This window comes from Parviterribacter kavangonensis (assembly GCF_056863335.1).
Map to the genome: position 1 here is coordinate 2,056,872 of NZ_JBXPJA010000001.1, position 20,280 is coordinate 2,077,151.

At 74.1% G+C, this 20,280-nt stretch carries 15 protein-coding genes; 4 read left to right on the top strand and 11 right to left on the bottom strand.

The genetic code is table 11. From position 1 onward, the window contains the following. Positions 1–8: 8 nt before the first annotated feature. Both AC1UE4_RS10585 and AC1UE4_RS10590 read right to left on the bottom strand, forming a co-directional pair. Positions 9–3,560 carry a UvrD-helicase domain-containing protein gene (locus tag AC1UE4_RS10585; RefSeq protein ID WP_482917190.1) on the bottom strand — a complete coding sequence of 1,184 codons (3,552 nt, stop codon included), beginning with the start codon at positions 3,558–3,560 and terminating at the stop codon, positions 9–11. Next, entirely contained in the window at positions 3,545–6,493 is a 2,949-nt protein-coding gene (locus tag AC1UE4_RS10590) for a PD-(D/E)XK nuclease family protein (RefSeq protein ID WP_482917191.1), read from the bottom strand. The genes AC1UE4_RS10585 and AC1UE4_RS10590 overlap by 16 nt, the downstream gene beginning before the upstream one ends. Positions 6,494–6,591: 98 nt before the next feature. Between AC1UE4_RS10590 and AC1UE4_RS10595 the strand changes: the two genes are divergently transcribed. Next, positions 6,592–7,062, top strand: a complete 471-nt coding sequence (locus tag AC1UE4_RS10595) for an SRPBCC family protein (RefSeq protein WP_482917192.1) — start codon at positions 6,592–6,594, stop codon at positions 7,060–7,062. On the opposite strand, the gene AC1UE4_RS10600 is transcribed toward AC1UE4_RS10595, so the two are convergent. Continuing rightward, positions 7,059–7,769, bottom strand: coding sequence for a hypothetical protein (locus tag AC1UE4_RS10600; RefSeq protein ID WP_482917193.1), 711 nt, complete (start codon positions 7,767–7,769; stop codon positions 7,059–7,061). The two genes, AC1UE4_RS10595 and AC1UE4_RS10600, sit on opposite strands and share 4 nt — an antisense overlap. Before the next feature lie 348 nt (positions 7,770–8,117). On the opposite strand from AC1UE4_RS10600, the gene uvsE reads away from it, so the two are divergent. Then, the gene (gene uvsE / locus AC1UE4_RS10605) at positions 8,118–9,131 is read left to right on the top strand and encodes a UV DNA damage repair endonuclease UvsE (protein WP_482917194.1); all 1,014 of its coding nucleotides are present in this window, start codon (positions 8,118–8,120) and stop codon (positions 9,129–9,131) included. Here the strand turns inward: uvsE and AC1UE4_RS10610 are convergent. The 5 genes from AC1UE4_RS10610 to AC1UE4_RS10630 all read right to left on the bottom strand — a co-directional run bounded on the left by AC1UE4_RS10610 (position 9,128) and on the right by AC1UE4_RS10630 (position 16,548). Then, a complete protein-coding gene (locus AC1UE4_RS10610; protein WP_482917195.1) occupies positions 9,128–10,417 on the bottom strand; it encodes a S8 family serine peptidase in 1,290 nt (429 codons plus the stop codon). The genes uvsE and AC1UE4_RS10610 overlap by 4 nt on opposite strands. Next, on the bottom strand, positions 10,410–12,482 hold the full coding sequence (locus AC1UE4_RS10615) for a putative bifunctional diguanylate cyclase/phosphodiesterase (protein WP_482917196.1): 2,073 nt from the start codon (positions 12,480–12,482) through the stop codon (positions 10,410–10,412). Before AC1UE4_RS10615 ends, AC1UE4_RS10610 begins: the two co-directional genes overlap by 8 nt. A gap of 9 nt (positions 12,483–12,491) precedes the next feature. After that, a complete protein-coding gene (locus AC1UE4_RS10620) occupies positions 12,492–12,671 on the bottom strand; it encodes a hypothetical protein (RefSeq protein ID WP_482917197.1) in 180 nt (59 codons plus the stop codon). 318 nt (positions 12,672–12,989) lie between these two features. Beyond that, positions 12,990–15,215, bottom strand: a complete 2,226-nt coding sequence (locus AC1UE4_RS10625; RefSeq protein ID WP_482917198.1) for a type IA DNA topoisomerase — start codon at positions 15,213–15,215, stop codon at positions 12,990–12,992. 70 nt (positions 15,216–15,285) lie between these two features. Continuing rightward, entirely contained in the window at positions 15,286–16,548 is a 1,263-nt protein-coding gene (locus tag AC1UE4_RS10630; RefSeq protein WP_482917199.1) for a MarP family serine protease, read from the bottom strand. Here AC1UE4_RS10630 and AC1UE4_RS10635 point away from each other — a divergent pair. Then, complete coding sequence (locus tag AC1UE4_RS10635) at positions 16,478–18,148, top strand: penicillin-binding transpeptidase domain-containing protein (RefSeq protein ID WP_482917200.1); 1,671 nt, start codon at positions 16,478–16,480, stop codon at positions 18,146–18,148. The genes AC1UE4_RS10630 and AC1UE4_RS10635 overlap by 71 nt on opposite strands. Positions 18,149–18,157: 9 nt before the next feature. Here the strand turns inward: AC1UE4_RS10635 and AC1UE4_RS10640 are convergent, their stop codons facing one another. From AC1UE4_RS10640 to AC1UE4_RS10650, 3 genes are read right to left on the bottom strand one after another with little or no spacing between them, the layout of a single operon-like run. Continuing rightward, positions 18,158–18,733, bottom strand: a complete 576-nt coding sequence (locus AC1UE4_RS10640; RefSeq protein WP_482917201.1) for a hypothetical protein — start codon at positions 18,731–18,733, stop codon at positions 18,158–18,160. Positions 18,734–18,747: 14 nt separating this feature from the next. After that, positions 18,748–19,272, bottom strand: coding sequence for an SRPBCC family protein (locus tag AC1UE4_RS10645; RefSeq protein WP_482917202.1), 525 nt, complete (start codon positions 19,270–19,272; stop codon positions 18,748–18,750). Between the two features lie 20 nt (positions 19,273–19,292). Next, entirely contained in the window at positions 19,293–19,550 is a 258-nt protein-coding gene (locus tag AC1UE4_RS10650) for a hypothetical protein (protein ID WP_482917203.1), read from the bottom strand. Positions 19,551–19,668: 118 nt separating this feature from the next. On the opposite strand from AC1UE4_RS10650, the gene AC1UE4_RS10655 reads away from it, so the two are divergent. Continuing rightward, positions 19,669–20,247 (top strand): FHA domain-containing protein, encoded by a 579-nt coding sequence (locus AC1UE4_RS10655; protein WP_482917204.1) that lies wholly within the window; start codon positions 19,669–19,671, stop codon positions 20,245–20,247. Positions 20,248–20,280 lie beyond the last annotated feature (33 nt).

The following is a 20,280-nucleotide window of genomic DNA, read 5'->3' on the forward strand; positions in this document are numbered from 1 at the left end:
GCCACCTTCTACGCGAGCGGCAGCTCGCGGCCGGTCATCTCCTCGTCGTGGCGGCACAGCGCGCGGCGGCCGGGGCAGCCGGCGCAGAGGCCGATGTGCGGCGTCGCGGCGACCTCGAAGGAGCCGGTGAGGACGCCGGCGGCGAGCTCGCGCAGCTCCTCCTCCAGGCGCGGGGCGTCCTCGGCGGCGAACCGGGTGATCGCGGGCTCGTCCCCGCGCTCGAGGAACGCGTAAGCGACGTCGACGTGCGGGGCGCCGTCGCGCAGCGCAGCGAGCGCGTAGACCCGCCGCTGCACGCCGTAGTCGCGCTGGATCAGCTCCGGCAGGTCGGCGCCGGGCGCGAGGCGATCGGTCTTGTAGTCGACGACGAGCGCACCGCCGCCGGGCTCGATCGCAAGCACGTCGATGACGCCGTTGAGCAGCGCGTCGCCGAGCGGGAACGCGAACGGCTGCTCGCGCCTCACCCGCTGCGCCTCCTCGATCCTGCGCGCGAGCGGCGTCGCGTCGAACCCGGTCACGAGCGCCTCGAGGTCCGCCCGCTCCTCGCCGGTCAGCGAGACGCCATGGCGGCGAGCGGCGTCGGCGATCGCCTCCTCGGCCGGCCCGCCGAGCTCGAGCGCCTCGTGCACGAGCGTCCCCCGCACCCGCGGATCGAGCCCGCCCTGCGGCGTCCTCGCCTCCACGCGCGCCCCGCCCTCCTCCTGCGGCAGCCGCAGCACCCGCTCGAGGTAGAACCGGTACCCGCACTGCTTCCACTGGCTCATCGAGCTGTACGACAGCGACCGCACGGCCGGCCGCGGCCCCGGAGCGACCGGCAACGGCCCCCGCGCCGGAGGAGCCGGAGCCGGAGGCAGGACCGCCCCCGCCGGAGCCACCGAGTCCGCCCGCAGCACCCGCCCCACCGTCGCGGGCGTGTTGAGGAGGACGCGAAGCCGCCCGGCATCGCCGGCGGCGAGGAGGTCTCCCTCCGCGCGGCTCGGCGGGCCGTCGACGCCGATGGTGCGGTCGGGGTCGTCCTCGGTCGGGAGGCGGGCGCAACCGGCGCCGAGGAGAGCCGGGCCGAGCCAGGCCAGCGGCGGCGCGCCGAGGCCCTCGCCGGGCCACTTCGCGACGTCGACGCCGCCGCTGAGGATCAGGCGCTCCTCCGCGCGGGTGAGCGCGACGTACATGATGCGGCGCTCCTCGGCGCTCTCGGCGTCGCGACGGCGATCGCGCAGGACGTCGAAGTCGAGCGCGCGGTCGGCCGAGCCGTCGAGGTGCGGCAGCCGGATCCCGAGCCGGCCGCCGTCGACCAGCACCGCCGGCACGTCGACTGAGGTCCGCCGCCCGAGATCGGCCACCACGACGACCGGGAACTCGAGCCCCTTCGCCGCATGGATCGTCATGAGCCGCACGGCCTTCGCGTCGCCGAGCTCGACCGGCGCGTCGGTCTCGCGCGCGTCGGCCTCCAGCTCCGCCGTGGCGCGATCGACGAGGCTCCGCACGTCACGGCCGTTCGCGCGCTCGTGGTCCGCGGCGAGCCGCAGCAGCTTGTGGACGTTCGCGAGCCGCCGCGCCCCGCCCGGCAGCCGCAGCACGTGCAGGTCGTAGTCCGTCGCCTCGACCGCCCGCCGCAGCAGCTCGTCCAGAGGGAACCGCGGAGCCAGCTCCCGCTCCCGCGCGAACCGATCCCGGAACGCGGCGACCCGCTCGCGATCGTCGGCCGAGAGCCGCGCGCGCAGGGTCGCGGCGGCAGCGGAGACGCGCGGAGGCGGGGCGTCGTCTCCGGCGGGCCCGAAGGCTTCGTCGATCGTGCGCCACGCGTTCCCTCTTCCCGCGGCGGCGATGAGCGCGAGGGCGTCGGTGGAAGCTCCGACGAGCGGGGAGGCGAGGGCGCCGAAGAGGGCGAGCTCGTCGCGCGGGTTCGCGAGGGCGGCGAGCCACGCGCAGAGGTCGCGGACGACCTGGCGACCCCAGTAGCCGCGGCCGCCGGACGCGAGGGTCTGGAGGCCGGCGTCCTCGAGCGCGCGCTCGAACACCGGCAGGTCGCCGGTCGCGCGGACGAGGACGACGACGTCCTCGGGGCCGTGCTCGCCGCTGTCGACGAGGTCGCGCACGCGCTGGGCGATGAGCCGCGCCTCCGCGTGGCGCCACCGCGACGCGCGCGGCAGCTCGCCGAGATCGATCTCCGCGTCGTCCCAGCCGGTGGACGCCGTGACCAGCAGCTCCACCCGCGACCCTCCGCCGCCCGCCTTCCGCCCCGCCACGAGCGGCCGGTCGGGGAAGACCGCGTTGACGACGTCGAGCACGGCCGGGTGCGAGCGGAAGTTCCGGCGCAGCGCCAGCGCGCGGCCGTCGGCCTCGAGCATGTCGCGCCGCCGCCGGAAGACCTCGACGTCCGCATGCCGGAACCCGTAGATCGACTGCAGCTCGTCGCCGACCAGGAACACGGGGGTGGCGCCGTCGACGCCCGCAGGGGTACCCTCGCGCCCGGGCGGCGTTCCCCCGAGGAGGTCGAAGAGCTCGAGCTGGAGCGGGTTGGAGTCCTGGAACTCGTCGACGAGGATGCGCTCGAACCGCTCGTGGTAGGCCGCACGGACGCCCGGCAGATCGCGGAGGAGGTCGCGGGTGAGGAGCTCGAGGTCGTCGAAGTCGAGCCCCGACCGGGCGCGCTTCGCCGTCGCGTAGGCGTCCGCGTAGGCGGCGAGCAGCTCGTCGAGCTCGACGGCGGCTTCCACGGCGCGCGCGTCGACGAGCGCCTGCACGTACGCCGTGTGCGCCGCGAGGTACGCCTCGCACGGCGGCGTCTTGAGCGCCCGCGTGTTCCCCGCCTTGAACGCGGCGTCCCCCAGCGCCGCGGCGCCGGGCAGCGCGCCGTCCGCGAAGAGCTCGCGGCAGCGCTCCAGCGCGGCGAGCGCCCGCTCGAGCGTCTTGCCGTTCTGCGCCCCCGTCAGCGACGCCGCCGCCTCGTCGCGCGCCCGCAGCAGCGCGGCGGCGTCGGGAGCGGCGGGAGCGTCCGGCACGGGCAGCCGCGGACGGGTCATCCCGGACGACCGCAGCGCATCGTGGACGTCGACGATCGCGAGCCGCAGCCGGTCGGTGGTGAACGACGCCGCGACGTCCAGCGCCGCGTCGCCGCGCGCGTCCAGCCAGCGCCCGAAGGCAACGTCCCACGCCTCGTCACGCAGCGCCCGCGCGGCCGGCTCGTCGAGCACCGCGAACCGCGGATCGATCCCGGCCGCCACCGCATGCGACCGCAGCACCCGCGCGCAGAACCCATGGATCGTCGAGATCCACGCGCCCTCGGCCTCGCGCGCGGCGTCGCGCTGCCCGAGCTCGAGCAGCCGCTTGCGCACGCGCGCCTTCAGCTCGCCCGCCGCCTTCTCGGTGAACGTGATCGCGAGGATCCGCCCCGGCGAGATCCCGCCCGCGACGTGGCCGGCGAACCGCTCGACGAGCACGGACGTCTTGCCGCTGCCGGCAGCCGCGCTCAGCAGCAGGTCGCCGGCGTCGTCGGCGATCGCCCGGGCCTGCTCGTCGGTGAACTGACGTGCGCGCTCGGCGATCACGCGTCCTCGCACCGGCAGATCGTCGGGTACGCGCAGCCGCCGCCCCACGCGCACGTCTCCGGCTGCGCCCGCAGCGCGCCCGTCCGCGCCTCACGCGCCGCCGCGGCCGCCGCGGCGACGGCCTCGGACACGAGCGCGTCGAACTCGTCGTCGTCGAACCGGTCGGTCGCGACGAGCGCGAGGTCCGGGTCGGCGTCGCGCCGCAGCGCGCCGCGCGGCCGCTGGTCGGCCGCGCCAAGCGGCTGGTAGAGCGCGCCGACCGGCTCGAGGTCGAGCAGCTTGCGGGCCGCCAGCGCGTACACGGCGAGCTGGAACCGGTGCTCCTCGACCCACTTCGCCCCCGCGTAGGCGGTCTTGCCCTTGTAGTCGTAGACGATCGCCTCGCGCGTTCCGCGGCGGACGTCGACGCGGTCGATCTTGCCGTTGACGCGGATGCCGTCGCCGAGGTCGAGCCCCTCGAACTCCACCTCGAAGCCGTCCGGGTCGAACGCCGTCCCCGACCGCGCCGCGCTGTCCACGTAGCGCAGGAGATCGGCCTCGAGCCGCCGCCGCAGCGCCAGCCGCCGCGACGGGTCGACCGACATCGGGAACCGCCCGGCGAGCTCCTCCAGCGCCGCACGCACCGCCGCCCGCGCCTCGCCGAGGTGCGCGGTCGTCAGCCCGCCGCCGTTGACGAGCTGCCGCAGCGCCCGCTCGAGCACCGCATGCGCGAGCGTGCCGCGCACCATCGCCTCGGGATCCGGCTCGAGCCCGTCGGGCGTGAGCATCCGCTCGACGAACCACTTCGTCGGGCACCCGGCCCACACCTCGAGCCCGGACGCCGACCACGCGGGCCGCGTGCGCAACGACTCGAGCACGTCGGGATGAGCAAGCGGCGCGGCGACCGGCTCGACCACGCGCGGCGCTTCGTGGGCGGCGCCGCGCTTCGCCTCGCGCCCCGTCGGCGCGGTGCCCTCCGGCCAGCCGACGGCGCCGAGGTCGCGCCGGCGGTGCTCGAGGCCGTCGAAGAGCTGCTCCACGTCGTCGACGAACGCGCTGCGCACGACCGGATCGGCCTCGTCGTCGGCGGCGTGCCAGCTGAGATGCAGGCGCGCCTCGGGCCGGCTGACGGTGGCGTAGAAGAGGTAGCGCTCGGCGCCCAGCGCGTCCTCGTGTGCGCGCAGCCGCAGACCGGAGGCGGCGTTGAGGCGGCGGCGGTCGTCGTCGCCGAGGAACGGCTCGGGCCGCGCGGGCGCGGGGAAGGTCCCCTCCTGGAGGCGGCAGGCGAACAACGCGCGCACGCGTCGCGCGCGCAGCGAGAGCGGATCGGCGACGAGCACCGCTCCGGCCGCCGACCGGTCCCCGACGATCACCTCCACGCCGGCCAGCACGGAGGCGAGCTCGCCGGCGGGCGGCACCAGCGCGGCGTCCGCTTCGGCGAGGTCGACGAGGTCGGCGAGCGCGCGCCGACCCGCGGCGACCACCCGCGCTCCCGCCGCCTCGGCGCCGTCCAGCACGGGCGCCTCGCGGCGATGCGGCGCGGCGAAGAGCAGCGACAGCTCGTCGGCGAGCCGCTCGAGCAGCACCTTCGGCCCGCGCTGCCCGGCGTCGCCGACCCGGTCGAGCGCGTCGAGCGGGAAGTCGGGCACCCGCTCCTCCCACAGCGCGCGCGCCTCGGCCGCCGTCCGTGCGCCCGTCCGCCGCACCGCGGCCTCCAGCCGGTCGACGAGCGACGGCACCCGCACGAGCCCCGGCGTCCGCAGCCACGCGATCACGTCCTCCGCGGCGCCGCCGGTCGCGGCCCGCAGCAGCGCGACGAGCCCGCGGCCGAGCGGCGTGTGCCCGAAGGCGACCCGCTGCTCGAGCGCGATCGCCACGCCGTACGCGCCGAACACCTGCGTCACGAGCGACGCGGCCTCCTCGGGCCGGCGCAGGATGACGGCGATCTCCTCGGGCGGGATGCCCTCGTCGCGGATCAGCCGCGCCACCTCGGCGGCGACGAGCTCCATCTCCGCCCGCTCGCCACCGCCTTCGAGCAGGACGATGCCGTCGCCGGACGGCCGCCGTGCCGTCCGTGTCTCGAGGTCGTCGAAGAGCGTCAACGGGCCGTCCGCCCCGGGCGCCTCCTCGGCGGGAGCGTCCTCGAACAGGCCGCGCTCGAGGTGGTGCAGCGCCTCGCGCGACCACGGCGCGTAGTAGGTGTCGCGTGCCTCGAGCGCGACGTGCCGCGCGTGCGGCAGCAGCTCGTAGAACGTCTCGCCGCGCGCCGCGAACGCGTGGCGGCCCGGCTCGAACGCCAGCGAGACGACGACCTCGGCGTCGGTCGCGCCCAGCGCCAGCACGGCGTCGCGCTGCAGCACCGAGAGGTCGTCGAACCCGTACAGCAGCACGGGGGTCGAGCCCCAGGCCCCGGGCGCGCGCTTCAGCGCGTCGAGGGCCGCGGCCCGGGCGAGCGTGGCATCCGTACGCCCGAGCCGGTCGAGCGTCGCGCGGTACGTCCGGTACAGCGCCGCCAGCTCCTCCGCGTACTGCGCACGCGCCGGCTGGTCGGCTGCCCAGGCCCGCACGGCGACGGTCCAGCGCGCCGGGTCGATCCGCTGCTCGCCCAGCTCGTCGAAGAGCCGGCAGGCGGCGATCGCGAACCCGGAGGTCCGCGCGGACGGCCGCAGCAGCTCCAGCGCCGCCCGTTCGACCGCCGCAGCGGCGACGCGTTCCCGCGCGAGGCGCCCGAGGACCGGTCCGCCGGTCTTCGTGCGGCGCGCGATCTCGCTCAGCAGCCGCTCGAACGTCTCGACCCGCGCGCCCATGACGAAGCCGGTCTCGGCGAGCTCGGTCCGGTAGCGATCGACGTCCGGCCGCGTGGGCACGACGAGGATCGGATCGCGGTCGGCGAGCGCCCGCATCCGGTCCAGCACGAAGCCCGCCTTCTCGGCGTTCGCGGGGCCGGTGACGAGGGTGAGCGGCACGGGCTCCCCAATGTCGCGCGCGGTCCGGACGATCTGACACCGGCGCACTCGCGTTCATGGGTACGACCCCGGAACTTCCGCAGAAAGGAGACGATTCCGTGGCGAACATCGAGCGAAGCATCGACGTCAAGGTCCCGGTCCGCACCGCCTACGACCAGTGGACCCAGTTCGAGGAGTTCCCTCGCTTCATGGAGGGTGTCGAGCAGATCCGCCAGGTCGACGACACCCACACGCATTGGAAGACGTCGATCGCGGGGCGGACGAAGGAGTTCGACGCCGAGATCACCGAGCAGACGCCTGATCAGCGCATCGCGTGGCGCAGCCAGGACGGCCCGGAGCACGCGGGCGTCGTCACGTTCCACCGCATCGACGAGGGCGTCACGCGCGTGATGCTGCAGATGGACTACGAGCCCGAGGGGCCGGCCGAGAAGATCGGCGACCTCCTCGGCGTCGTCGAGCGGCGCGTGAAGGGCGACCTCGAGCGGTTCAAGGAGCTCATCGAGTCGCGGGGCGCGGGCGGCGAGTCCGGCGCCTGGCGCGGCGAGGTCTCGCAGACCTCGACCAGCTAGCTCGCGGCCAGGCCGGCGAGCAGCCTCGCGAAGTCATCCGTCGCGAGGCTGCCGCCGGTGGCCCTCGGGTGGCCGTGGGCGAACTCGCCGCCGGCGCCCGGCAGGGCCTGCTTGAGGAGCTGCCGGAGGTCGGTGCCGTCCGGGCCGCCGCGGACGGCGAAGTTGACGATCCCCGGTCCGAGGTAGCCGTCGTTGGCGGCGAGCACGACGCGGGGCGCCAGCCGGCGTGACCAGGTCGTGGCCACGAGCGGGTGGACCTGGGCGGGGGACGCGAAGCGGATGAGCATCACGACGTCGCCGACGGCCTGCGGCGCCGTTCGGATGACGCGGTCGAGCTCGGCGCGCCAGGCCTGCTTGGCCTCCTCGAGCTCCTGCGTGCGCGCGTCGGCCAGGGCGGCCTTCGGGTCGTCGTGCTCCACCAGCAGGGCGAGCGCGGTCCGGACGGGCCCGTCGGGCAGCCGGCGCGGCGCGTTGACGAGCGAGACGAGCTTGCGGATGGCCGTCTTCGGCCCGGCCCCGGCGCACTCCGGCAGCGCGAACGCTCTGTCCCCCACGTCGCCCACGCCTCCGACCGCCGCCAGCCACGCGGGCGCCTCGGGGACGATCCGCCGCATGAGCGGCGCGGTCGGCACCTCCGGCTGCTCCCCGAACGAGCTCACGACGATCGAGCCGTCGATCGCGTCGGCCTCGGGAGCGTGGTGATCCACGACGACCGACCCCTCCCGACCCGGAGGAAGCGCCCGAACGCCCCAATCCAGCACCGCCAGCGGCCCAACATGAAGGGACTGTCCCCCAACATGAAGGGTCTGTCCCCCAACGTGAAGGGACTGTCCCCTCCCCAGAAGTGGGGATGCGCTCTGTCCTCCGATGTGAAGGGACTGTCCCCAGGGGTTCTCGCCGCGGCCGAGGAGGATCGCGGCGGATGCGGGTTCTCCTCGGGCTCTGAGCGCGATCGCTCCGGCGGCGAGGCCGTCGGCGTCGGTGTGGGGCACGACCGCGGTGGCGGCGAGGAGGGCCTGGCGCGCGGGGAGCATGTTCTTGGGTACGCGTACCCCATGCGTCTCGGATTCGCGGTCAAGGTGCTCGGCGGGGGCGGTCTGCCCTCGCACGACACGCGGCGCTGGCAGTCGGAGCCGAGCCTCGGCGTCTCGCTCGGCCACCTCGAGGCGATCCTCGCCTACCTCGACGACCACGACATCCGCTTCTACAGGATGGCCACCGGGCTGGCGCCCTACGCCAGCCATCCCGATCTGACGCAGTTCCGCGACCAGCCGCAGCGCTTCGCGGACCGGCTCGCCGAGGTCGGGGCGACGGCGATCGAGCGCGGCATCCGCCTCTCGTCGCACCCGGGCCAGTACACGGTGCTGAACTCCGAGGACGCCGAGGTGCGCCGGCTGGCGGCGATCGAGCTCGAGGTGCAGGCCGAGCTCATGGACGCCATGGGCCTCGGCCCCGAGAGCGTCGTGGTGCTGCACGTCGGCGGCGCCGCCGGAGGCAAGGACGCCGCGCTACGCCGCTTCGAGGAGGGGTTCGAGACGCTGTCGAACGCAGCGCGCGGCAGGCTGGTGATCGAGAACGACGACCGCACGTTCGCGCTGCGCGACGTCCTCGAGCTGAGCGAGCGGATCGGCCGCCCGGTGGTGTGGGACATCCTGCACCACCACTGCAACGACCCGGAGCGGATCCCGGACCGCGAGGCCCTCGAGCTGGCCCTCGGCACCTGGCCGCCCGGCGTCACGCCGAAGATCCACTACTCGACCCCGAAGACCGCGATGGAGGAGAAGCGCCGCAAGGTCGGCCGGCGGGTCGAGCGGTCGCTCGTCCTGCCCCAGCTCCGCGCCCACGCCGACATGATCGATCCCATCGCGTTCGAGGCGTTCATCTGCGAGACCGCGCGCGGGCTCGACTTCGACGTGATGCTCGAGGCGAAGGCGAAGGACCTCGCGCTGCTGCGGCTGAGAGAGCAGTTGAGGGTGCGCGGCGTGGAGATCGCGGGCGACGGGACGGGGCGCGGCGTGGGGATCGCGGGCGACGGGGCCGCCCCGCCGCGGGCGAAGACGCGCGCCTAGAACCGCGCGCTGACGAGCCAGCCGTACGTCTTGCCGGTGATCGGCGACGCCGGGTCGCCGGTGAACCCGTTGCCCGCCGCGGCCGCCGCGGCGAGGTCGCGCATCGTGGTGATCGTCGCCGCCGGCGGGAGGCCCTCGCACGCGGCGCCCGCGCTGCGGCACAGCGCGACGGCGCCCGTCACGTGCGGCGCGGCCATGCTCGTGCCGCTCATGAGCAGCGTCCCGCCGCCGCGCTTCGTCGACGCCACGCACGTCCCCGGCGCGGCCAGGACGTGCCCGGCGTCGAGCGCCGTCGCCGCGTAGTTCGAGGTCGCCGCGTAGCGGTCGTCCTTCTCGGACGTCTTGCAGAGCGTCGTCATCAGGCCCTTCGCGCCGGGCAGCCCGTCCGCGTCGCTCATCGCCGTCACGGTGAGCACCTCGCGGTACGCGGCGGGGATGGACCCGGCGATCGGCTTGCCCGCGTTCCCCGCGCTCACCACGTACGTGACGCCCGCGGCGACGGAGTTGCAGATCGCGACGTGCTCGGGGTCCTTGTTCGTGCGGCCGCAGTTGCCGTCGTCCCTGCCCGACCCGCTCAGCGACATGTTGACCACGCCGATGCCGAGCGCCGCCGCGTTGCGCGTGACCCAGTCGATGCCGCAGATGATCGACGAGAGCGTCCCGGTCTCCTTGTTGTTGAGCACCTTGACCGCGTAGAGCGTCGTGGCCGGCGCGATCCCGACCACGCCGGTCCCGGTGTTGCGCGCGGCGATCGTGCCCGCGACGTGCGTCCCGTGGCCGTTGTCGTCGTTGGCCTGCGCCGTCGACGAGAGGCAGTTGACGCCGTGGCGCGCGTTCAGGTCGGGGTTCGCTAGATCGATGCCCGTGTCGAGCACCGCGACGTTCGTGCTCGCGGCCAGCCCGGCGGTCGTCGTGGTCGCGGCGCCCACGCGGCGGATGCCGGGAGGAACGGCCTCGCCGGCAGCCAGAGCCTCCTGCCCGTCCGCGACGACCTCCTCGTCGGGCGCGACCATCAGCACGTCCGGGTCGGCCTCGAGGCGGTCGACCTGCCGGGCCGTCAGCCGCGCGGAGAACCCGTTCACCGCGGCGCTGTAGCGCAGGTGCGCGACGAACCCGAGCGAGCGCTCGCGCTGCGCGATCTCCCGGTCGACCTTGCGGGCGACCACCGCGCCGTCGCGGAACAGGACGATCTGCTCGGTGGCGCCGTTGGCCGGCTGCTTCGCGTCCGCCGGAGCGGCGACGACGAGGGCGGCGGCGAGGACGCCGCCCAGGATCGCCTTACGCACCGGCCACCACCCGGTCCTCCTCGGTGGCCGAGTCCCCGTTCCGGAGGAACCGGCGGATGTCCCTGCCGCACGCGGCGGCGGGCGACGGGCGGCCGACGTGGTACCCCTGCGCGAAGTGGCAGCCGAGGGCGACGAGCTGCTCGTACGCCTCCGGCGTCTCGACGCCCTCCGCGGTGACATCGAGCGCGAGCGTGCGCCCGAGCTCGATCGTCGACCGCACGATGGCGGCATCGTCGGCGCTCGTGGCCATGTTCAGCACGAACGACTTGTCGATCTTGATCTCCTGGACGGGCAGCCGCTGCAGCTGGGCGAGCGACGAGAACCCGGTGCCGAAGTCGTCGATGGCGAGCCCGACGCCGAGCTCGCGGAGCCCGTCGAGGACGTGCTCGGCCCGGCCGAAGTCGGCGACGAGCCGGCTCTCGGTGATCTCGAGCTGCAGCGTCGACGCGGGGAGCCCCCACTTGCCGAGCAGCCGCGCGACGTCGGCGGGCAGCTCGCGGTCGAGCAGGCTGCGCGCGGACACGTTGACCGCGACGCGCAGGTCGAGCCCCTCCTCGCGCCACAGCCGCGCCTGGCGCAGCGACTCCTCGAGCACCTGCAGCGTCAGCGGCTTGAGCAGGCTGCTCTGCTCGGCGAGCGGGATGAAGCCCTCGGGGTGGATGAGGCCGAGCTGCGGGTGGTTCCACCGCACGAGCGCCTCGACGCCGTGCGGGCGGCCCGACGCGAGCGCGAGCTTCGGCTGGAAGTGCACGACGAGCTCGCCGCGCTGCAGGCCGCGCCGCAGCTGGGCGGCGAGGGCGAGGCGGTCGATCGAGTGCTCGTCGTCGTCGGGCGAGTACGCCTCCACCTGCGTCTGGTTCGCCTTCGCCGCGTACAGCGCGACGTCGGCGTGGCGCATCAGCTCGTGGGCGGTGCGGCCATGCTGCGGGAACGCGGCGACGCCGGCCGACGCCTCGACCTGCACGGCGAGGCCGTCGATGTCGAACGGCTCCTCGAGCTCCTCGATCAGCCGTTGCACCTCGATGCGCCCCTCCGCGAGCGTCAGCTTCGGCAGCAGCACGGCGAACTCGTCGCCGCCGAGGCGCGCGAACGTCGCCTCGTCGCCGAGCGACTCGCTCAGCCGGCGGCCGACGTCGCACAGCAGCTCGTCGCCGCGCTCATGGCCGAGCGTGTCGTTGACCGCCTTGAAGTCGTTGAGGTCGATGACCGCGAGCGTCACGCCGTGGCCGTGGCGCGAGCCCTGGTCGATCGCGTCGCGCGCCCGCTGCAGGACGAGCGGCCGGTTCGGCAGGTCGGTGAGCTCGTCGTGCCAGGCGCGGTGGGCGTTCATCACGGCCTGCGAGCCGCCGATGCGGATCGCCATGAGCGGCAGGAACAGCAGCGGCAGCAGCGCCAGGTGGTGCTCGGCCGCGTCGAGCGCGAGCGGCGCGAGCGTCAGCAGGAACCCGCCCGTCCACGCTTGGAACGGCAGGTCGCCGAGAACCATCTCCCGGACGTTCGCGCGGGTGATGAGCGCGGTCGCGGTCCCGGCAAGGAGCTGGTTGACGCCGAAGGTGATCGCGGCGGCGACCAGCACGAGCGGCAGGTCTCCGTCGATGTAGGCGCTGCCGGGAGGAGCGGCGCCCGCGAGCGTGAGCACGCCGGCGCCCGCCAGGATCGACAGGGTCTCCTGCGACGCGTTGAAGGCGGCCTTGAGCGGCTCGGTGCGGTCGAGGACCTCGCGCAGCACGATGCCGGTGGCGTAGACGGCGATGGCCGGCAGCGGACCGGCCCACAGCATGAGCGCGAACGCGAAGGCCGTCGAGAGCACGACCTCCTCGAGGACGTCGCGCCGCGGCAGCCGGATCGGCAGCAGCTCGCCCGCGATGACCGCGGCGGCAAGGACCCAGAAGGCGGGCTCGCCGAGCTTGTCCGCCGAGGCGGAGGGAACGAGCGCGACGGCGGACGCCACGGCGGCGACGATCACCGCGGCCGCGAAGAGCGGCCAGCGCGGTGCGCGCAGGGACCGCGACCGTCCGGCGGTCGCCTGCGCGAGGGCGCCTGCTGTGGGGGTCGAGCCCGCCACGGTGCGTCGTTACTTGATCCGCCGGCCGTCGCCCACCCCGGCGGGGCGGAAGTCGGTGTACCCGACCGACGACGAGCCGGGCGATGCCTGCACGCCGTCGCCGCCGTTGCGGCTGCCGGCGGAGGCGTCGAGCACCGCGATGAAGAGCGCGACGACGAGGACGGGGACGAGAAGCAGCTTGCGAGCCATGGGGGAAGCTCCAGGAAGCGGGTGCGGTGACGACCCGGTCGACCACCTCCCGCGAGGCCGTCTTCCGGACTTGAGACTTCGTCCGCATCGACGGGATCCCTGGCTCACCGCATCGAACACATGTCCATTTCGGCCGCTTGGCGCGCCGTCGTCATGGGCGTTTGACGGACTGGACGTCCGTCGGAGGCGCCAAAGCTCCCATCTCTCCTCATCACTCCGGAAGGAGGCGGCGAGATGCACACCGCCCGGACGGAAGACGGGAGCGGAGTCGGCCGGTCGAGCCCAACCGCGCGGGGCGGAGACGGCGGCTCAGGCGGGTCAGGCGGCGGCGGAGGTCGCCTCGGTGGCGCCCTCGGCGGCGGGGACCTTCTCGGCCTCGCCCTCGTCCGGCGGCTTCGCGCCTTCCTTCGCCCACGCCTCGTCGAACTCGACGCGCCACTTGCCGTCCTCGGACTGCTGGAGCGCGAGCTTCGCGCGGAACGACTTGCCCGAGCGGCCCTTGAAGCCAGTCACCTGCTTGGCCGTCCGGCCAGTGGCGATGAGCTCCTTGGCGACGGCGATGGGCAGCGTCTTGCCCGCCTTGCTCTTCCAGATGACGAACCCGCAGCCGGGGTCCTCGCGCGACCAGCACGAGTAGCCCTTGCGGTTCTCGGAGATCGTGCGGCCGCAGACCGGGCACGGCCCGAGCTGCGCGCGCGGGATCTTGACGTCCTTGAGCTTGGCGTCGAGCTCCTTGACCGTCGAGTCCGCGAAGCCGGCGATGTCGCGCATGAAGCGGTCGCGCGAGTCCGCGCCCGTCTCGATCTTCGCGAGCCGCGCCTCCCAGTCGCCGGTGAGGCTGGGCGACGTCAGCGGGTGCTCGCCGAGCAGCCGGACGACGCCGAGGCCCTTCTCGGTCACGACGAGAGCGCGGCCGTCGCGCTCGACGTACCCGACGTCGATGAGCCGCTCGATGATCGCCGCGCGGGTCGCCGGCGTGCCGATGCCCGAGTCCTTCATCGCCTCGCGCGCCTCGTCGTCGTCGACGAGCTTGCCCGCGGTCTCCATGACCCCGAGCAGCGACGCGTCGCTGTAGCGCCGCGGCGGCTTGGTCTCGCGCTGCAGCGACTCGACGTCGCGCGTGTCGACGTCCTCGCCCTTCTCGAGGCGTGGCAGCTGCTGCTCGCGCCCTTCGTCGGACTCGTCGCGCTCCGCGTCGGCGGACTCGCCGTAGACGCCGCGCCAGCCCGGCTCGAGCAGGACCTTGCCGCGCGTGCGGAAGACGTGCTCGGCGACCGTGGTCTCCACGCGCGTGTTCTCGAAGACCGCCTCGGGATGGAAGACCGCGAGGTACCGCCGGACGACGAGGTCGTAGATGCGCTGGTCGTCCGAGCTCATCTTCTCGACCTTGTGCTCGGCGCGGGTCGGGATGATCGCGTGGTGGTCGGTGACCTTCTCGTTGCTGACCACGCGGCCGAGCGGCAGCCGGTCGAGGCGCGTCACGTACGCCGCCGCCTTCGCGTACTCGCGCTGCTTGCCGACGAGCGAGGCGATCGGCTTGAGCTCGGGGATCATGTCGCTCGACAGGAAGCGCGAGCTCGTGCGCGGGTACGTGAGCGCCTTGTGCTCCTCGTACAGGCGCTGCGCGGCGGCGAGCGTGCGCCGCGCGGAGAAGCCGAAGCGCGTGTTCGCATCGCGCTGCAGGGAGGTGAGGTCGTAGAGGAGCGGCGCCTTCTCCGACCGCTTCGTCTTCTCGAGCTTCGTGATCGCGCCACGCTGGCCGCGGACCGCCGCGACGATCGCCGCGGCCTCGTCGGCGCTCTTGACCCGCGGCTGCGCGCCGGCGTGGAAGCGGCCCTCGTAGACGCGCTCGCCGCTGGCGGCGAACGTCGCGTCGACGAGCCAGTACGGCTCGGGCTCGAAGGAGCGGATCTCGTCCTCGCGGCGGGCGAGGATCGCGAGCGTCGGCGTCTGCACGCGGCCGAGCGACACCGCGCCGTCGAACGAGGAGCGCAGCCGGATCGTCGCCGCCCGCGTCGCGTTCATGCCGACGATCCAGTCGGCCTCGGATCGCGACCGCGCCGCGGCCTCGAGCTCGGCCAGCTCCGCCGCGTCGCGCAGCGTGCCGAACGCCTCGCGCATCGCCGTATCGGTCATCGACGACAGCCACAGGCGCTTGACCGGCTTCTTCGCGCCCGCCTTCTCGTAGAGGTAGGCGAAGATCAGCTCGCCCTCGCGGCCGGCGTCGCAGGCGTTGATGACGAGGTCCACGTCGTCGCGGCGCAGCAGCTTCGTCACCACGGACATCTGCTTCTTGGACCGCTCGTCGCGCACGACGAGCTTGAACCGGTCGGGCACGATCGGCAGGTCCGCCATCCGCCACTTCTTGTACTTGGCGTCGTACTCGTCGGGCTCGGCCAGCTGGACGAGGTGGCCGACGGCCCAGGTGATGACGTGGTCGGGACCCTCGAGCCACCCCTCGTGCTTCTGGAACGGGCCGGGCAGGACGCGCGCGAGGTCGCGCCCGACGGAGGGCTTCTCGGCGATGACGAGGGTCAGAGCCATGGCGGCGGAGCCTAGCGAGGCGCCCCGGACGCAACCGTGAACTTCGTGCCGGGTGTGCGACGAGAGGCGCTCAGCTCGCGCACGGCCCGGTCCCGACCGGACCGCGCGCTGCGGACACGATCCGCCGCACCACCGCGTTCGGCACGCCGTACCCGCCGCGCGTGCGCGTGCCGGTCGTCGCCGCGAACACCGTCGTCAGCACCCCGCCGTCGGCGGAGACGAGCGGCCCGCCCGAGTTGCCGGACCGCACGACCCCGCGGAACGACGTCATCGCCCGCCGCAGCGGACCGCGCCCGTAGGCGTCCTGCGAGAGCACCGTCTGCGTCGGCCCGAGCCGCGCGGCGCGCACGTCGTACGGCCCGTTCTCGGGGTAGCCGAGCACCGCTCCCTCATCCCCCGCCTCGGGGGACGACGCGAACTCGAGCGCCGGCGCGCCGAGTCCATCGACCCGCAGCACGGCGATGTCGTTGCGCGAGTCGAACGCGATCGCCTGCGCGTCCAGGGCGGGCGGCCGGCCGCCGATCTCGACCGTCGTGTCGCTCTGCCCCGCCACCACGTGGGCGTTCGTGACGACGATCCCCGGCCGCACGACCCAGCCCGAGCCCTCGACGCCGAGGCCGCACGCGGTGCCGCGGATCCGGACGACGCTGCGCGCCGCGGCACGCACCTCCGGGTCGCGCGCCACGGCGGCCCGAGGGGCTGCGACGTCGGCGCTCGGCCCCTTGATCTGGGGGAACGGGTCGAAACGCGCGAGCGAGTTGAGGATCGGCCCGCTCGGCGGCAGCCAGTCGTTCAGCCGCGAGAGGATCGCCGACCGCTGGATCGACTTGCGCAGCTCGCGCGCGCCCGGCGTCTGGAGCGCGACCGCGCCGAACAGCCACGCCAGGCCGAGCCCGACGCACGCGCTGAGCAGCGCGCCGAGCAGCCCGTCGACGATCCCCAAGCCGGGCAGGCGCATCACCCCGCGGATCCGCCGGGCGACCGTCTCGAGGCCGACCGCGACGATCGCACCGAGGATCACGGCCCCCACGAGGGCGAACAGAGGCGCGTAGGGTGAGCGCGATCCTTCGCTCAGCAGGGCCGGACCAAGCCGGCTGCCAGCGAACGCGCCCAGTGCGAACCCGGCAAGAGACAGCGCGCCAACGACGAACCCCTGCCCGTACCCGAAGAGCGCGAGGAGGGTAACGAAGGCCAGGATGATCCAGTCGAGGCCCGTCATGAGAGGCGCGGGAACATATCTGCGCGCCACGGGGCCGCGGCGCATGCGGCTGCGCAAGCACGGTCTCCTGCTGCTTCTCGCCGGGGTCGTCGCGTTCGCCGTCGGGGCCTTCATGGGCGGCCGGCACCAGCCGAGCGAGCAGCGCGCCGCCGACCGCTTCGTCCAGGCGTGGGCGCGCAACGACCTCGCCGGGATGTACGCGCTCTTGTCCGGCGGCGCCAAGGACCGGACGACGCTCGGCGCGTTCGAGCAGGCCTACCGGGAGGACGCGGCGACCGCGACGATGCTGCGGCTGCGCCCCGGCCGCGCCCGCTCGCCGCGCGACGGCGTCGTCGAGGTCCCGTTGACCATCAGCACCAAGGTGTTCGGGACGGTCGCGACGACGCTCGAGCTCCCGTTCACCGGCGAAGGCGAGGAGGCGCGCGTCGACTGGGGGCGCCGGCTCGCGTTCCCCGGCGTCCGCAAGGGCGAGCGGCTCACCCGCCGCACCACGCTGCCGACGCGCGCGACGATCCTCGCCGCCGACGGGACGAAGCTCGCCGCCGGCCCCGACCGGCTCTCCGACGCGCCCGACGTCAGCGGCTCGATCCTCGGCGCGCTGGGCCCGATCCCGGAGGACCGCGCCGCCGCGCTGCGCGCCGAGGGCGTCCCCGCCGACGCCCAAGTCGGCGTCTCTGGGCTCGAGCGCGCCCTCGACGACCGCGTCCGCGGCCGCCCCGGCGGCGTCCTGCTCGCCGGGGGCCGGGAGCTCGTCCGCTCCGCCGCGAACCCCGCCGACCCCGTGAAGTCGACGATCGTCCCGAGCGTCCAGCGCGCCGCGGTCACGGCGCTCGCCGGCCGGCTCGGCGGCATCGTCGCGATGCACCCGCGCACCGGGCGGGTGCTCGCCGCCGCCGGGATCGGCTTCTCGGGCCTGCAGCCGCCCGGCAGCACGTTCAAGATCATCACGCTGGCCGGCGCGCTGGAGGCGAAGGTCGCCAAGCCGTCGGACAGCTTCGCGCCCGTGAGCTACGCGACGCTCGAAGGCGTCAAGCTCGCCAACGCCAACAACGAGGTCTGCGGCGGCTCGCTCGTGGCCTCGTTCGCCCACTCGTGCAACTCGGTGTTCGGCCCGCTCGGCGCGAAGCTCGGCGCCAAACGGCTCGTCGAGACCGCGGAGCAGTTCGGCTTCAACCGCCCGACGGGCATCGAGGGCGCGGCGACGAGCACGATCCCGCCGGCGGACGAGATCGGCGACGACCTCGCGGTCGGCTCGTCCGCGATCGGCCAGGGCCGCGTGCAGGCCACCGCGCTGCAGATGGCGATCGTCGCGGCCACCATCGGGGAGCGCGGCATGCGCCCGCGCCCGACGCTCAACATGGGCGACGAGCCGCAGCGCACGCGCGCCGTCCCGCCGGGCATCGCCGCGCGGGTCGGGCGTGCGATGCGCCAGGTCGTGGTCGACGGCACGGGCGTGGCCGCCCAGATCCCCGGCGTGAAGGTCGCGGGCAAGACGGGCACGGCGGAGCTGCGCTCGACCCAGCCCGGCCCCGACGGCACGCTGCCGGTGCCGACCGAGGACACGACGGAGGACACCGACGCCTGGTTCGCGAGCTACGCGCCCGCGGGCAAGCCGCGGATCGCGGTCGGCGTCCTGCTCGTCAGCGCGGGCGCGGGCGGCGACACCGCCGCGCCGGCGGCCCGGACGGTCCTGCTCGCCGGCCTGAAGCGCTGAGCGCGGCGCTCAGACGTCGAGGTCGACGATGGCCTTCTGGCCCTGCTTGCCCGTGACCGTCAGCTCGAGCGGGCGGTTGTCCAGCGACGCGCGCTTGACCTTGAAGAGCAGCAGCGCGCCGTTCGGCTGGCGCTCGCCCGCGGGCGAGTTCGGCAGCGGGTAGAGGTGCTTGGGCTCGACCGTCGTGGGGTTGTACGCCCAGACGTTCGACTCGCCGATCTGCACCGGCCGGTACTCCTTCTCCTGCGTGTCCTTGATGACGAAGTCGTCGGCCATCTCGGCCGGCTCGTCCCCGTCGTTCTCGACGCGCATGAACACCGCGAACCAGACCTCGTCGTCCGCCAGGTCCTCGCTGGGATCGAAGACGCCCTGCAGGTACGGGCCGTCGTCGGGCAGGGCCGGGTTGAGCTGCTTGGAGATCTGGACCTGGTACTTCAGGCCCTCGACGTCGAGGTAGATGCCCTCGGTCTCGGCGACCTGGGCGCTCTCGGTCTGGTAGCCGCCCTCGTCGACCTCCTCCTGGCCGCACGAGGCGGCGACGAGGGCGAGCATGGCGATGAGGATCAGCGGAAGGCGGCGAAGCATGTGCGGCGGCGAGATTACAACCTGAACTGCGAAGCGGGCTTCCGCGGGCCCCCGGCGGCGATCGACGCGCGGGTTCCGCGGGACCGATCCTCCTCGAGGATGTCGCGCAGCCGCTTGAGGGCCTTGCGCTGCTTGCGCTTGAACCAGCCCTTGGCGATCGACTCCATGATCTTGTCCGACAGCAGCCGCGGCGGCTCGGTCTCGGTGGTCAGCGTGACCTCGGTCGAGCCGGCGTTCTCCTCGAGCTCGTACGTGGAGATCAGGCGGATGCGGTTGAACTTGCCGGTGCGCCCGCGCTGGACGATGCGGTGGTCGCGCTCGGCCTCGATGATCGTCACGTCCGCCCAGCTGAAGCGGTTGAGCGGGGCGTCGACCCGGAAGCGGGCGCCCGCCCCCACGCCGATCGAGTCCTCGCGCGTGAGCCTGAAGTCCTTCAGGTAGTGGTCGGTGAACTCGGCGTGGTTCGCGATGTCGAGGAGGTACGCGTAGACCTCCGCGGGCCGCTTGTCTATGAAGATCTTCGAGCTGACCGGATCCACGGCCGGGCAGTCTACGTCCCTCAGGCGGCGCGGAGCTTCACCGTGTGGCCGCGCTCGGCGTGCTGGACGCGCTCGGAGTGGTCCGGCGCGGCGCGGCGACGCCCCCGGCAGAGCGTGCAGACCGCGGTGGTGCCGTAGAAGTGGAGCTGCTCGCCGGTGAGCGGGGTGCGCCCGCAGTCGGCGCAGGCCTCGCGGGATGCTGCCAACGCGCCAACGCCCTTGCGGAACAGCCGCAGCTCGAGGTCCGCCGGGAGCAGGGTCGGAAGCGAACGTGCCATGCCCCGAACCTTCGCCGTGAGCGCCATGAGCCCTTCCAACCGGCGGGGGGCCGCTGGTATCGTCACGAAGGGGAGGCACCGAAGACGCGCCGGCGTCGGAAGGAGCATGAGAGGGACCATGGAGTCGTTGACGTCTGGCACGCTTGCCGGAACGGGCTCGTTCCGCTGTGAGGAGTGCGGATACGTCGTGACGCTCGCCGCTGAGGACGCGCTTCCGCAGTGCCCCGGCTGCGGCAGCCGCAGCTTCGCGCGCGCTTCGCTCTTCAGCGGGCCGCGGTTCGCCCGCGGCACGACGGCCCGTCAGCCCACCCCCGAGGAGCGTTCCGCCTGGCTCGACGAGGCGCGCCGCACCATCGGCACCACCGGCCAGTTCCTCGTGTTCGAGCGCGACGGCCGCACCGAGACGATCGAGCTCCAGCGCGAGTGGACCCGCGTGGGCCGCAGCCTGGCCGCCGACGTCCGCTTCGACGACCCGACCGTCAGCCGCCGCCACGCGCTCATCGTCCGGCAGGCCGACGGCGTGCGCGTCCTCGACGACCGCTCGCTGAACGGCGTGTTCGTCAACGGGGAGCGCGTCGAGTGGCGCGAGCTGCGCGACGGCGACGAGATCGTCGTCGGCCGCTACCGCCTGGCGTTCCTCGACGTCGCCGGCACCGCGGCCGGGCTGACCGGCCCGACGCTCGAAGCGACCACCTGATCCCCCCGCCACGGACCTCGCTACCTTTCGGGG